This window comes from Pantoea agglomerans (genome assembly GCF_020149765.1).
GTDB lineage: Bacteria > Pseudomonadota > Gammaproteobacteria > Enterobacterales > Enterobacteriaceae > Pantoea > Pantoea alvi.
This window is the reverse complement of the sequence record NZ_CP083809.1, coordinates 2,213,537-2,227,012: the sequence shown is the minus strand read 5'-3', so window position 1 is coordinate 2,227,012 and position 13,476 is coordinate 2,213,537. Positions and strand designations below refer to the sequence as shown.

Sequence of the window (13,476 nt, the reverse complement as noted above, 5' to 3'; positions counted from 1 at the left end):
GGTTATTAAAGGCGGAAAACGAGTACAACCGACGCGTCCGAATCGAATCAACGGTGAAATCCGTGCCACTGAAGTACGCTTGACTGGCGTGGATGGCGAACAGATTGGTATTGTCAGCCTTCGCGAAGCTATTGAAAAAGCTGAAGAAGCGGGCGTTGATTTAGTAGAAATCAGCCCCAACGCCGAACCGCCGGTGTGCCGTATTATGGATTACGGCAAGTTCCTTTATGAAAAAAGCAAATCTTCTAAGGAACAGAAGAAGAAGCAGAAAGTTATCCAGGTTAAGGAAATCAAATTCCGTCCTGGCACAGATGAAGGCGACTATCAGGTAAAACTCCGCAGCCTGATTCGTTTTCTGGAAGAAGGCGATAAAGCCAAAATCACGCTGCGTTTCCGCGGTCGTGAGATGGCGCACCAACAGATCGGTATTGAAGTGCTTAACCGCGTGAAAGAAGATCTGACAGAACTGGCAGTAGTCGAATCCTTCCCATCGAAGATCGAAGGCCGCCAGATGATTATGGTGCTCGCTCCCAAGAAGAAACAGTAGGCTTTCAAGTAACATTGACCGCGCAGCGTTCGCGCTGTGCGGATCTTTGTTCGCCTGTCTGATTCGTTTTATTAACAATGCGAAGTGGATATTTTTAAAATGCCAAAGATTAAAACTGTACGTGGCGCGGCTAAGCGCTTCAAGAAGACCGCTTCTGGCGGCTTCAAGCGTAAGCACGCAAACCTGCGTCATATTCTGACTAAAAAATCAACTAAGCGTAAACGTCACCTGCGCCCGAAAGGCATGGTGTCTAAAGGCGATCTGGGTCTGGTTGTTGCCTGCCTGCCGTACGCATAAGTTAACTTTTTTATAAATCTGCCTCGACGTTTCTGCATTACGGCCCCAGGCCGGCAGGAAATACAGGCATCACAGAATATTGATACAGGAGAGCTCACATGGCTCGCGTAAAACGTGGTGTAATTGCTCGCGCACGTCACAAAAAAATCTTAAAACAAGCTAAAGGCTACTATGGTGCACGTTCACGTGTTTACCGCGTTGCCTTCCAGGCTGTTATCAAAGCTGGTCAGTATGCTTACCGCGACCGTCGTCAACGTAAGCGTCAGTTCCGTCAACTGTGGATTGCGCGTATCAACGCTGCAGCGCGTCAGAACGGCATCTCTTACAGCCGTTTCATCAATGGCCTGAAAAAAGCGTCCATTGAAATTGACCGTAAAATCCTGGCTGACATCGCTGTATTCGACAAAGTGGCGTTCACCGCACTGGTCGAAAAAGCAAAATCAGCTCTGGCGTAAGTCAGATGAAAAAGGGAGCTTGCTCCCTTTTTTATTGCCTGTAACTCAAGCAAAAGATTGACATTTTCACCGCAGGGCTTTTCAATAGTGCCCTCAGAGTCACAGCAAGGTAACGCAAGCATGAACGCTGCTATTTTCCGTTTCTTTTTTTACTTTAGCACCTGAAACTCAGGGGCTTTTGCGCATAGAAAAGAAACGAAAAATCGCGCCGAAAGCCTCCCTCGTGGAGGCTTTCGTGTTTCTGGCGAAGCATGACGGCAACGTCCCAACGAGAACAGACCAGCCCGCCTGGAAGAAGAGGAAACCATGTCCCAACTCGCAGAACTGGTGGCTCGCGCCACAGCCGCTATCGACGAGGCGACAGATATCGCCACCCTTGACGCGGTGCGCGTCGAATATACCGGTAAAAAAGGCCACCTGACGCAGCTGATGACGACGCTGCGCGAGCTGCCGCCGGAAGAGCGTCCGGCTGCGGGCGCAGTGATCAATGAGGCCAAGCAGCAGGTGCAGGAGCGCCTTAACGCGCGCAAAGAGTCGCTGGAGTCCGCCGCGCTCAACGCCCGCCTGGCCGCTGAGACTATCGACGTTTCGCTACCGGGACGCCGCATGGAAAACGGTGGGCTGCATCCGGTCACGCGCACCATCGATCGCATCGAAACCTTCTTCGGCGAACTGGGCTTTGCGGTGGTGACCGGCCCGGAGATCGAGGATGACTATCACAACTTCGACGCGCTGAATATTCCGGGCCACCACCCGGCGCGCGCCGATCACGACACCTTCTGGTTCGACGCCACGCGCCTGCTGCGCACTCAGACCTCTGGCGTGCAGATCCGCACCATGAAAAACCAGCAGCCGCCGATTCGCATCATTGCGCCGGGCCGCGTCTATCGCAACGACTACGACCAGACGCATACCCCGATGTTCCATCAGATGGAAGGGCTGATCGTCGACAAGAACATCAGCTTCACCAACCTGAAGGGCACGCTGCACGACTTCCTGCGCAACTTCTTTGAGGAAGATTTGCAGATCCGTTTCCGTCCTTCCTACTTCCCGTTCACCGAACCTTCGGCGGAAGTGGACGTGATGGGTAAAAACGGCAAATGGCTGGAAGTGCTGGGCTGCGGCATGGTGCATCCGAACGTATTACGCAACGTCGGCATCGATCCGGAAATCTACTCTGGCTTCGCCTTCGGCATGGGCATGGAGCGTCTCACCATGCTGCGCTACGGCGTCACCGACTTGCGCGCCTTCTTCGAAAATGACTTACGTTTCCTCAAACAATTTAAATAAGGGCAGGTTATCCAATGAAATTCAGTGAACTCTGGTTACGCGAATGGGTAAACCCGGCTCTGGACAGCGCTGCCCTTTCTGAACAGATCACCATGGCCGGTCTGGAAGTGGACGGCGTTGAGCCGGTTGCCGGCGCGTTTCACGGCGTAGTGGTCGGCGAAGTTGTGGAGTGCGGTCAGCACCCTAACGCCGACAAGCTGCGCGTCACCAAGGTCAACGTCGGCGGCGATCGCCTGCTGGATATCGTCTGCGGCGCGCCGAACTGCCGTCAGGGTCTCAAGGTGGCGGTCGCCACCGTGGGCGCGGTGCTGCCGGGCGACTTTAAGATCAAAGCGGCTAAGCTGCGCGGCGAGCCGTCGGAGGGCATGCTCTGCTCTTTCTCCGAGCTGGGCATTTCCGACGATCACAACGGCATTATCGAGCTGCCGGGCGATGCGCCGGTAGGCAGCGATATCCGCGACTACCTGAAGCTGAACGACAACACCATTGAGATCAGCGTCACGCCGAACCGCGCCGACTGCCTGGGCATTATCGGCATCGCGCGTGATGTAGCGGTGCTGAACAGCCTGCCGCTCACCGCGCCGACGATCGACCCGGTAGCCGCCACCATTGGCGACACCTTCCCGATCCGCGTTGACGCGACCAACGCCTGCCCGCGCTACCTGGGCCGCGTGGTGAAAGGCATCAACGTCAAAGCCGCTACGCCGCTCTGGATGCGTGAAAAGCTGCGCCGCTGCGGCATTCGCTCTATCGATCCGGTGGTGGATATCACCAACTACGTGCTGCTTGAGCTGGGCCAGCCGATGCACGCCTTCGACCTCGACCGCATCGACGGCGGCATCGTGGTGCGCATGGCGGAAGAGGGTGAAACCCTGACGCTGCTCGACGGTAGCGAAGCAAAACTCAGCAGCGACACGCTGGTGATCGCCGATCACCATAAAGCGCTGGCGATGGGCGGTATCTTCGGCGGCGAGCATTCCGGCGTGAACGAAGAGACGCAGAACATTCTGTTTGAGTGCGCCTGGTTCGATCCGCTGGCGATTGTCGGCCGCGCGCGCCGTCACGGCCTGCACACCGACGCCTCACACCGCTACGAGCGCGGCGTTGATCCGACGATGCAGTATCAGGCTATCGAGCGCGCGACCCAGCTGCTGCTGGAAATTTGTGGCGGTGAGGCTGGCCCGGTTATCGACCAGACGCACGAGGCCGCGCTGCCGCAGCGTGCCACCATCACGCTGCGCCGCGAGAAGCTGGATCGCCTGATTGGCCACGCCGTTGCCGATGAGCAGGTCACCGACATCCTGACGCGTCTTGGCTGTGACGTGACGGCAGGTCAGGGGGAGTGGAAAGCGGTGGCACCAGGCTGGCGCTTCGACATGGCGATCGAAGAGGATCTGATTGAAGAGGTCGCGCGCGTCTACGGCTATAACAATATCCCGGACGTGCCGGTGCAGGCAGCTCTGGTGATGACGCAGCACCGCGAGGCGGATCTGTCGCTGAAGCGTGCCAAAACCCTGCTGGTGGATAAAGGCTACCAGGAAGCGATCACCTACAGCTTTGTCGACCCGAAAATCCAGCAGCTGCTGCATCCGGGCGAAGAGGCGCTGATCCTGCCAAGCCCGATCTCCAGCGATATGTCGGCGATGCGCCTGTCGCTGTGGACCGGCCTGCTGAGCGCGGTGGTCTACAACCAGAACCGCCAGCAGGGCCGCGTGCGCCTGTTTGAGAGCGGTTTACGCTTTGTGCCTGATACCCAGGCGAATTTAGGTATCCGTCAGGATCTTATGCTGGCGGGCGTGCTGAGCGGTAACCGCAATGAAGAACACTGGGATCTGGCGCGTCAGGCGGTTGACTTCTATGATTTGAAAGGCGATTTAGAATCGCTGCTCGATTTAACCGGCAAGCTGGACGAGATTCGCTTCCGTGCCGAAGCGAATCCGGCGCTGCATCCGGGGCAGAGCGCGGCGATTTATTTGCATGATGAACGAATCGGATTTATCGGAGTAGTTCATCCCGAGCTGGAACGTAAGCTGGATCTCAACGGCCGCACCTTAGTCTTTGAACTGCTTTGGAATAAGGTCGCAGACCGCGTCCTGCCTGAAGCGCGCGAGATTTCACGCTTCCCGGCGAACCGTCGCGATATCGCTGTGGTCGTGGCTGAAAACGTCCCTGCAGCAGATATCATCGCCGAGTGTAAGAAAGTTGGCGTAAATCAGGTAGTTGGCGTAAACTTGTTTGACGTGTACCGCGGTAAGGGCGTTGAAGAGGGTTTCAAGAGCCTCGCCATCAGCCTGATTTTGCAGGATACCAGCCGGACACTCGAAGAAGAGGAGATTGCCGCGACCGTTGGCAAATGCGTTGCGGCATTAAAAGAGCGATTCCAGGCAACCTTGAGGGATTGAACCTATGGCGCTTACAAAAGCTGAAATGTCAGAGTACCTGTTTGAGAAGCTTGGGCTGAGCAAACGCGACGCAAAAGAGCTAGTGGAGCTGTTTTTTGAAGAGGTTCGCCGCGCTCTGGAGAATGGTGAACAGGTAAAACTGTCTGGGTTTGGTAATTTCGACCTGCGCGATAAAAATCAGCGTCCAGGCAGGAATCCAAAAACGGGGGAAGATATTCCAATTACCGCGCGCCGCGTGGTAACGTTCCGCCCGGGTCAGAAGCTGAAAAGCCGCGTCGAAAACGCTTCTCCGAAAGATAACGACTGACCGATTTCAGTGTTCTAAAAAGGCCGCTTATGCGGCCTTTTTCATTGCCTTTCACCGCTGCGCCGCGCGTCTTCTCCTCTTTCTGCCGAATCCCTTCACTGTGTCAGCATTCTGTAAGCTTATGGGAAATAAGCTGAAAATCCGCCTGCGCCGATAGTGACACCCAGGACGCTTTTGCTATAACTGCGGCGACAGACAACAAGAGAGTCCCGTAATGAAAAAAACCGCACTGCTTTTAAGCCTCCTGCTGGGGATGCCGCTGCTGGCGAGCGCGAATGCGCCGCACCCTGATACTGCGCCGGGCGTCAGCGCCCATATTGGCGAGCGCGACCATCGTGGCAACTACTGGGACGGCTACAGCTGGCGTACCGCGAAATGGTGGCAGGCGCACCACGGCCGCAGCGTCGGACTAAAAGGGCCGCACGGCTACTGGAACGGTAACGGCTGGCAGGCGCAGCGCCCCGGGCACGGCAGGGCGACGGCAAAGCGCGATAATGCGTCGCACAACAGCCGTCAGCCGCACGGCGAGCCGCTGCCGCCGCGTCCGGACCACAGCTAACCCTCTCTGCGGCGCCCGTGGGCGCCGCCTACGTCAGCCTTTCTTTTTCCGCCAATCTCTCTACAATCAAATCTCTGTTTTCTCAGCGAATCCCCAAATTATGTCCCTGCTGGATCAGCTTGCTTATCAGGCGGATCGCCGCAGTCGTCGCGTGCTTACGGCGCTCGGTCTGGTTCTTCTGGCGTTAATGGTGCTTAGCCTCTGTGCGGGCGACAGCTGGATCGCGCCAGCCCAGTGGTCAGGCGACAGCGGCCGGCTGTTCGTCTGGCAGCTGCGCCTGCCGCGCACCCTGGCGGTGGTGCTGGTCGGCGCGGCGCTGGCGGTCTGCGGCGTAGTGATGCAGGCGCTGTTTACCAATCCGCTGGCGGAGCCGGGCCTGCTCGGCGTCTCTAACGGCGCCGGCATCGGGCTGGTGCTGGGCGTGCTGTTCGGCAGCGGCTCACTCTGGAGCCTGAGCCTGGCGGCGATGGCGGGCGCGCTGCTTATTACCCTGATCCTGCTGCATTTCGCGCACCGACAGCTCTCCGTCACCCGGCTGCTGCTTACCGGCGTGGCGCTCGGCATTATCTGCAGCGCCATTATGACCTGGGCGGTCTACTTCAGCACCAGCCTCGATCTGCGTCAGCTGATGTACTGGATGATGGGCGGCTTTAGCGGCATCGACTGGCGCTACGGCTGGATGATGCTGGCGCTGCTGCCGGTTACCGCTGGGCTGCTCGCCACGGCGCGCGTGCTTAATTTGCTGGCGCTTGGCGAAACCTCGGCGCAGCAGCTGGGCCTGTCGCTCTTTTTCTGGCGCAATGCGCTGGTGCTGGCGATGGGGTGGCTGGTGGGCGTCAGCGTCGCGATGGCGGGCGCTATCGGCTTTGTCGGCCTGGTGATCCCGCACCTGCTGCGCCTTAGCGGCATCAGCGACCATCGCTATCTGCTGCCTGCGTCAGCGCTGGCGGGCGCGGCGGTGCTGCTCGCCGCCGACATTATTGCGCGCCTGGCGCTTACCGCGGCGGAGCTGCCGATAGGGGTCGTGACCGCCACGCTCGGCGCGCCGCTGTTTATCGCGCTGTTAGTCAAATCTTCGCGCTAGCTTCGGCTGGCTTTCTGCTTCCTCTACAGGAGACTTTTATGAGCCTTTATCAAACTGAACTGATGACCATCGACGGTGAGAAAACCACGCTGGAAAAGTGGCAGGGCAAGGTGCTGCTGGTGGTTAACGTGGCGTCGAAGTGCGGCCTTACGCCGCAGTATGAGCAGCTGGAAGCGCTGCAGCAGCAGTATCAGGCGCAGGGCTTCAGCGTGCTCGGCTTTCCCTGCAACCAGTTTCTTGAGCAGGAGCCGGGCAGCAACGAAGAGATCAAAACGTTTTGCAGCACCACCTACGGCGTCACCTTTCCCATGCTGGCCAAAGGGGAGGTCAACGGTCCGGCGCGCCATCCGCTCTATACACAGCTGATCGCGGCGCAGCCGGAGGCGGTGCGCCCGGAAGGCAGCGGCTTCTACGAGCGCATGGCGAGCAAAGGCCGTGCGCCCAAAGCGCCTGGCGATATTCTGTGGAACTTCGAAAAATTCCTGATTAACCGTCAGGGCGAGGTAGTGAAGCGTTTCGCGCCGGATATGACGCCGGACGACGCCGTTATCCAGCAGAGCATTCAGCAGGCGCTGGCGCAGTAAATGGTTCTGAGCCTGAAAGGTGCCGCCGTGCCTGGCCGGCTGGCGCCTTTTTCCGCCGAGGTGGAAAAAGGCACGCTGCTGCACCTGGTCGGGCCTAACGGCGCGGGCAAAAGCAGCCTGCTGGCGCTGATGGCGGGCATGCTGTCGGGCGAAGGGGAGATCCAGCTTCTGCAGCGCCCGCTGCGCGAATGGCGCGCGCCGGCGCTGGCGCGGGTGCGCGCCTGGCTGCCGCAGCAGACAGCGCCGGGCCTGATGCCGGTCTATCACTATTTGCGCCTGCACCTGAGCGACGCGCGGTCGCCAGCGGCCCTGAGCGGCCTGCTGGAGACGCTGCGGCTGCAGGATAAGCTGGCGCGGCCGCTGACGCAGCTGTCGGGCGGCGAGTGGCAGCGCGTCAGGCTGGCGGCCGCCTTCGCTCAGATCGATCCCGCGCTTAATCCACAGGGGCGCCTGCTGCTGCTGGACGAGCCGATGACCGGGCTGGATATCGCCCAGCAAAATGCCGTACATAACCTGATTGTCGGGCTGCAGCGCGCCGGGGTCTGCGTTATCGCCAGCAGCCACGATCTTAACCATACGCTGCGCCATGCCGACCGCGTCTGGCTGATGACGCAGGGCAGCGTGGTGGCACAGGGTGCGGCTGCGGCAATCCTCACTCCTGAGCGCCTCAGCGAGCTCTATGCGATTCCGTTTCGCCAGCTGGAGCTGGACGGGCTGCCCCTGCTGACCGTTCAGCCCTGAGCGCCGCATCTTGCCACGCTGCGCGCCTGACGCTAGAGTGAGGCCGTTGCGATTAAAGGAGATGCGCGCGAATGCGGATGGGGGTGATTTTACTGGTGCTGATACTGGCGGGATGCAGCAGCCATCGCGCGCCGCCGGTGAACGGCCGGCTGGCGGATTCAATTATGGTAGTGGCGCAGCTCAACGAGCAGCTGGGAGAGTGGCGCGGCACGCCCTATCGCTACGGCGGCATGAGCCGCGGCGGCGTCGACTGCTCGGGCTTCGTCTATCTCACCATGCGCGACCGGTTCGATCTGCAGCTGCCGCGCAGCACGCGGGCGCAGAGCGATATCGGCACGCGCATCAGCAAGGATGAGCTGCAGCCGGGCGACCTGGTATTTTTCAAAACCGGCCGCGGTGAAAACGGCCTGCACGTCGGCATCTACGACAGCGACAACGCCTTTATTCACGCCTCTACCAGCCAGGGGGTGATCCGCTCCTCGCTCGACAACGTCTACTGGCGCAAAGCCTTCTGGCAGGCGCGCCGCATTTAAGGCAAATTAATAATCGCGCCAATCGGCGCGCGCGCGAATTGCAGAAAAAATAGCGCCGGGGAAACGGTCATTTTATAACTCTTATTTTAAATGGCACTTTACGCTGCCGGGAAATAATTATATCAATAAGGCAGAGAGTTAATTTTCTGGTAAAGGGTATTAAACGCTACCGTTATTTGGCTTAGGGATCTGGCGCAGCGGGCAAAGCGAAATTTAACGGCAAAGATGTCCATCTCTTCCCACGTTTGGTACTATTGCCTGCCCGATTTCGATGATATACGATGCGCCAGTCGCCACTTTATCTGGCTGTAAAAATGAAAGTTCATTTATCTGCCGACTATCAGTCGGAAATTTGGTTTTATCCTGCCTGCACAATTAGCGGGCAGCTGGCGGCCGTCGAGCTGGTAAGTCAGTTCGTCCACAGCAGTGCGCCTGTTACTCTGCCGCAGGATCTGCTGTTGCCGCAGCTCGATGAGATGCAGAGGCTGCGCCTGCTGCAGCGGCAGGTAGCCGTGCTGGAACAGTACCGCGACTTCTTCGTTAAAAATCATGTACTGGCATTAATGCGTATTGATGAAAACATGGCGCGCACGCTGCTGGCGAGTGAATTGCTGATCCGTAAAATTAAACAGCTTCCGTTTTTATTACTCGACATCAGCGAAACGTTTCAGCAGCTTTTAAACGGAATTAATGACCCTCTTATTTTTGCGCTAAAACAACAGTTCCGTTTATCATTATCCCATTTCGGTGCGGGTAAATCTTCGACCCGCGCGGTCTATGATAATCTGTTCGACTGCATCAAACTGGATAAACAATTTATTCAGTCGCTGGCGAAACGCGCCTCATTCCTGCCGTTTATTCAGAGCATTATCGATAACTTCCGCAGCCACGCGCAGATGATGATTATTTGCGGCATCGATGACAGAACGCTGCTCGACAAAACCGCCACGCTGCAGGACGCCGTGCTGCAGGGCGCGCTGTTCCCGCCGGTTAAAGCGGAGGCGCTGCCGCGGCTTATTACCAGTCAGTACTGCGCGCCTGATTAAGCCCGCCTGTTGTATTTGATTTCCCGCCACTATACTTGCGGTGTCTCGCGCGGCCGCGTCCACGGCGAGACGGCCCGATATCCGGTTATTCACAGCGACGGCGGCTCTGGCTCTGCCGGGCTGCCGCTCGGGAGAGTCTATGTTGTTTGATAACAGCTGGCAGCGCGAGCTGCCGGGTTTCTATACCGCTCAGGCACCGACGCCGCTCAGGGGCGGACGCCTGTTTTATCACAATGCGCCGCTGGCGCAGGAGCTGGGCGTGGATGCCGCGCTTTTCGCTGGCGAAGGCCATGGCGTCTGGCACGGCGCCGCGCTGCTGCCGGGCATGCAGCCGCTGGCGCAGGTCTACAGCGGACATCAGTTCGGCGTCTGGGCTGGACAGCTTGGCGACGGGCGCGGCATTCTGCTGGGCGAGCAGCGCCTCGACGCGGGCGGCAAGGTTGACTGGCACCTGAAAGGGGCCGGGCTTACTCCTTATTCGCGTATGGGCGACGGACGCGCGGTGGTCCGCTCCACGGTGCGTGAATTTCTCGCCTCGGAAGCGCTGCACCATCTGGGCATTCCCACCACGCGCGCGCTCGCTATCGCCATCAGCGACGAGCCGGTCTATCGCGAATCCCCCGAGCGCGGCGCGACCCTGATGCGCATTGCGGAAAGCCATCTGCGCTTCGGCCACTTTGAGCACTTCTTCTACAGCCAGCAGCAGGACAAGGTCGAGCAGCTGGCGGACTATGCGCTGCGCCACCACTGGCCGCAGCTGGTCGACGAAGCGGATAAATACCTGCTGTGGTTTACCGACGTCGTCGAGCGCACCGCGCGCCTGATCGCCCAGTGGCAAAGCGTAGGTTTTGCGCACGGCGTGATGAACACCGATAACATGTCGCTGCTGGGGCTGACCATCGACTATGGCCCTTACGGTTTCCTTGATGACTATCAGCCCGGCTTTATCTGCAACCACAGCGATTACCAGGGGCGCTACAGCTTTGAAAATCAGCCGACGATCGGCCTGTGGAATCTTAACCGGCTGGCGCATGCGCTTTCCGGGCTGCTGAGCGTCGAGCAGCTTAAGCAGGCGCTGAGCCGCTACGAGCCGGAGCTGATGCGCGTCTGGGGCGAACGGATGCGGGCGAAACTGGGCTTTACCCAGGCTGACGACGGCGATAACGCGCTGCTGGTGGAGCTGCTGTCGCTAATGGCGCAGGAGCGCAGCGATTACACCCTGACGTTCCGCCTGCTGAGCGAAACGCAGCAGCAGGAGGCGCGCTCGCCGCTGCGCGACGAATTTATGGATCGCGACGCTTTTGACCGCTGGTATCAGCGCTATCGCGCACGTCTGCTGCAGGAAGGGGTAGACGATGCGACGCGCCAGCAGCAGATGAAGGCCGCGAATCCGGCGCTGGTTTTACGCAACTACCTGGCGCAGCAGGCGATCGACGGAGCAGAGAAGGGCGAGAGCGAGGCGCTGGTGCGGCTGCATCAGGCGCTGCAGCAGCCCTTTAGTGACGCAACGGCCGCTGAATATCGTCAGCGGCCGCCGGACTGGGGAAAATCGCTGGAGGTAAGCTGCTCCAGCTAACGGCTCAGAAGCGGCTGTTCACCGCCTCGGCCAGCAGCGACAGCACCGCTTCGCTGTCCTGCCAGCCGAGGCAGGGATCGGTAATCGACTGGCCGTAAACCAGCGGTTCGCCCGTGACTTTCTGATTTCCCTCTTCGATAAAGCTTTCAATCATTACGCCGGCAACCGCGCGCGAGCCGGCGCGGATCTGCTGCGCCACCTCGGCCGCCACCTCTTTCTGACGGCGATGCTGCTTCAGGCAGTTGCCGTGGCTGAAATCGATCACCAGCTGCTCCGGCAGGCTGAACTCGCGCAGGCTAGCGGCCGCGGCGGCCACGTCGTCGGCGTGATAGTTCGGCACTTTACCGCCGCGCAAAATTACGTGGCCGTGCGGATTGCCGCTGGTCTGGTAAATCGTCATCTGCCCATCTTTATCGGGCGACAGAAACATATGGCTGGCGCGCGAGGCGCGGATGGCGTCCACCGCGATGCGCACGTTGCCGTCGGTGCCGTTCTTGAAGCCTACCGGACAGGAGAGCGCGGAGGCCATTTCGCGGTGGATTTGACTCTCGGTGGTGCGCGCGCCAATGGCGCCCCAGCTAATCAGGTCGGCGATAAACTGGCCCGTGACCATATCGAGAAATTCCGTCGCGGTAGGCAGCCCCAGGCGATTAATGTCGAGCAGGATCTGACGCGCCAGGCCGATGCCGCGGTTGACGTTGAAGCTGCCGTCGAGATCGGGATCGGAGATCAACCCTTTCCAGCCCACCACGGTGCGCGGTTTTTCAAAGTAGGTGCGCATCACGATTTCCAGGCGGTCGGCATAGCGGTCACGCAGCGCATTCAGCCGCTGGGCGTAGTCGAGCGCCGCACGCGGGTCGTGCAGCGAGCAGGGCCCGATAATCACCAGCAGGCGGGGATCCTCGCCGGTCAGAATGCGGGCGATGCGCTGGCGCGCGCGCGTGACGCTATCCGCCACGTCGGCGGAAAGAGGGTGTTGAGCGGCTAACGCGGCAGGCGTGATCAGGCTGCCGATGCGTGCCGTACGCAGTTCATCAGTTTTATTCATGAGTATCTCGAAAGCTTTTTCTTCGCAGCGGTGACATACCGGGAAGTGATGATGATCACAATAAATTATTAGTTTGCGAATGCAAGCCTATAAACTGAAATGATTTTTTACAGGACGGCAGCGGCGCTTTACAAGGCGTCGCCGCTGGCGTCTCAGTACATGCGGCGCGTCAGACCCATAATGTCGAGGATTTTGGTCGCGATCTCTTCTACCGAATAGTTGGTGCTGTTGAGGTAGCGGATCTGGTGGGTGCGAAACAGCGCCTCCACCTCGCCGACTTCAAGCCGGCACTGGCGCATCGAGGCGTAGCGGGTATTTTCTGCCCGCTCCTGGCGAATGGCGGCGAGCCGCTCGGGATCGATAGTCAGACCAAACAGCTTGTTCTGAAACGGACGCAGGGCGGCCGGCAGCTTAAGGTTGTCCATATCGTCGGCGATAAAGGGGTAGTTGGCGGCACGGATGCCGAACTGCATCGCCAGATAGAGGCTGGTGGGCGTTTTGCCGCAGCGCGACACGCCCAGCAGGATCACCTGCGCATCTTCCAGGCCGCGCAGCGAGATGCCGTCGTCGTGCGCCAGGGTGTAGTCGATCGCGGCGATGCGCGCGTCGTACTTGCCGAGGTTGCTGGCGTCAAGGCCGTGGGTGCGATGTGCCACCGGCGCGGGAGCCATGCCCAGCTCTTCCTGCAGCGGCGCCACCAGCGCCTGCACGATATCCTGGCAGAAGCCTTCGCTCTGCGTGATGATGTCGCGCACTTCCGGCGTGACGATAGAGAAAAACACCAGCGGGCGCACGCCGCTTTTCTGATAGAGCGCGTTGATCTGCGCCTTCACCGCCTGGGCGCGCTGCACGTTTTCAACAAAGGGCAGCGTCAGGCTGTTAAAGCCCACCGGAAACTGCGACAGCACCGCGTGGCCCAGCACCTCTGCGGTAATCGCGGTGCCGTCGGAAATATAGAAAACGCTTCTTTCGCTGCTCATGGCCTTTACCTTATGCGTAGAGAGATA

Annotated in this window: 16 protein-coding genes; 14 read left to right on the top strand and 2 right to left on the bottom strand. The window is 59.3% G+C overall.

The features are described from left to right. Positions 1-4 precede the first annotated feature (4 nt). From infC to LB453_RS13280, 14 genes are all read left to right on the top strand, one after another. Positions 5-547, top strand: coding sequence for a translation initiation factor IF-3 (infC, locus tag LB453_RS13345; protein ID WP_033747527.1), 543 nt, complete (start codon positions 5-7; stop codon positions 545-547). 99 nt (positions 548-646) lie between these two features. After that, positions 647-844, top strand: coding sequence for a 50S ribosomal protein L35 (gene rpmI / locus LB453_RS13340; RefSeq protein WP_006118955.1), 198 nt, complete (start codon positions 647-649; stop codon positions 842-844). Between the two features lie 98 nt (positions 845-942). After that, complete coding sequence (gene rplT / locus LB453_RS13335; RefSeq protein ID WP_010616241.1) at positions 943-1,299, top strand: 50S ribosomal protein L20; 357 nt, start codon at positions 943-945, stop codon at positions 1,297-1,299. Between the two features lie 120 nt (positions 1,300-1,419). Continuing rightward, entirely contained in the window at positions 1,420-1,464 is a 45-nt protein-coding gene (gene pheM / locus LB453_RS13330) for a pheST operon leader peptide PheM (protein WP_001386830.1), read from the top strand. Positions 1,465-1,605: 141 nt separating this feature from the next. Beyond that, the gene (pheS, locus tag LB453_RS13325; protein WP_103795605.1) at positions 1,606-2,589 is read left to right on the top strand and encodes a phenylalanine--tRNA ligase subunit alpha; all 984 of its coding nucleotides are present in this window, start codon (positions 1,606-1,608) and stop codon (positions 2,587-2,589) included. 14 nt (positions 2,590-2,603) lie between these two features. After that, positions 2,604-4,991, top strand: coding sequence for a phenylalanine--tRNA ligase subunit beta (gene pheT / locus LB453_RS13320; protein ID WP_103795606.1), 2,388 nt, complete (start codon positions 2,604-2,606; stop codon positions 4,989-4,991). A 4-nt stretch (positions 4,992-4,995) separates the two neighbouring features. Beyond that, positions 4,996-5,298: an integration host factor subunit alpha gene (ihfA, locus tag LB453_RS13315; RefSeq protein WP_033747517.1), complete on the top strand. Its 303-nt coding sequence runs from the start codon at positions 4,996-4,998 to the stop codon at positions 5,296-5,298. A gap of 214 nt (positions 5,299-5,512) precedes the next feature. Then, positions 5,513-5,857, top strand: coding sequence for a DUF2502 domain-containing protein (locus LB453_RS13310; protein ID WP_103795607.1), 345 nt, complete (start codon positions 5,513-5,515; stop codon positions 5,855-5,857). 100 nt (positions 5,858-5,957) lie between these two features. Continuing rightward, entirely contained in the window at positions 5,958-6,941 is a 984-nt protein-coding gene (btuC, locus tag LB453_RS13305) for a vitamin B12 ABC transporter permease BtuC (RefSeq protein WP_103795608.1), read from the top strand. 38 nt (positions 6,942-6,979) lie between these two features. Further along, positions 6,980-7,525 (top strand): glutathione peroxidase, encoded by a 546-nt coding sequence (locus LB453_RS13300; RefSeq protein WP_103795609.1) that lies wholly within the window; start codon positions 6,980-6,982, stop codon positions 7,523-7,525. Beyond that, the gene (btuD, locus tag LB453_RS13295; RefSeq protein WP_103795610.1) at positions 7,526-8,266 is read left to right on the top strand and encodes a vitamin B12 ABC transporter ATP-binding protein BtuD; all 741 of its coding nucleotides are present in this window, start codon (positions 7,526-7,528) and stop codon (positions 8,264-8,266) included. Between the two features lie 71 nt (positions 8,267-8,337). Then, positions 8,338-8,799 carry a C40 family peptidase gene (locus tag LB453_RS13290; protein ID WP_103795611.1) on the top strand — a complete coding sequence of 154 codons (462 nt, stop codon included), beginning with the start codon at positions 8,338-8,340 and terminating at the stop codon, positions 8,797-8,799. A gap of 314 nt (positions 8,800-9,113) precedes the next feature. Then, positions 9,114-9,845, top strand: coding sequence for an EAL domain-containing protein (locus LB453_RS13285; RefSeq protein ID WP_103795612.1), 732 nt, complete (start codon positions 9,114-9,116; stop codon positions 9,843-9,845). Positions 9,846-9,984: 139 nt separating this feature from the next. Continuing rightward, the gene (locus LB453_RS13280) at positions 9,985-11,421 is read left to right on the top strand and encodes a protein adenylyltransferase SelO (RefSeq protein ID WP_103795613.1); all 1,437 of its coding nucleotides are present in this window, start codon (positions 9,985-9,987) and stop codon (positions 11,419-11,421) included. 4 nt (positions 11,422-11,425) lie between these two features. On the opposite strand, the gene LB453_RS13275 is transcribed toward LB453_RS13280, so the two are convergent. Both LB453_RS13275 and LB453_RS13270 read right to left on the bottom strand, forming a co-directional pair. Continuing rightward, complete coding sequence (locus LB453_RS13275) at positions 11,426-12,469, bottom strand: 3-deoxy-7-phosphoheptulonate synthase (protein ID WP_103795614.1); 1,044 nt, start codon at positions 12,467-12,469, stop codon at positions 11,426-11,428. Positions 12,470-12,621: 152 nt separating this feature from the next. Then, positions 12,622-13,449, bottom strand: a complete 828-nt coding sequence (locus LB453_RS13270; RefSeq protein WP_033747499.1) for a pyruvate, water dikinase regulatory protein — start codon at positions 13,447-13,449, stop codon at positions 12,622-12,624. Positions 13,450-13,476 lie beyond the last annotated feature (27 nt).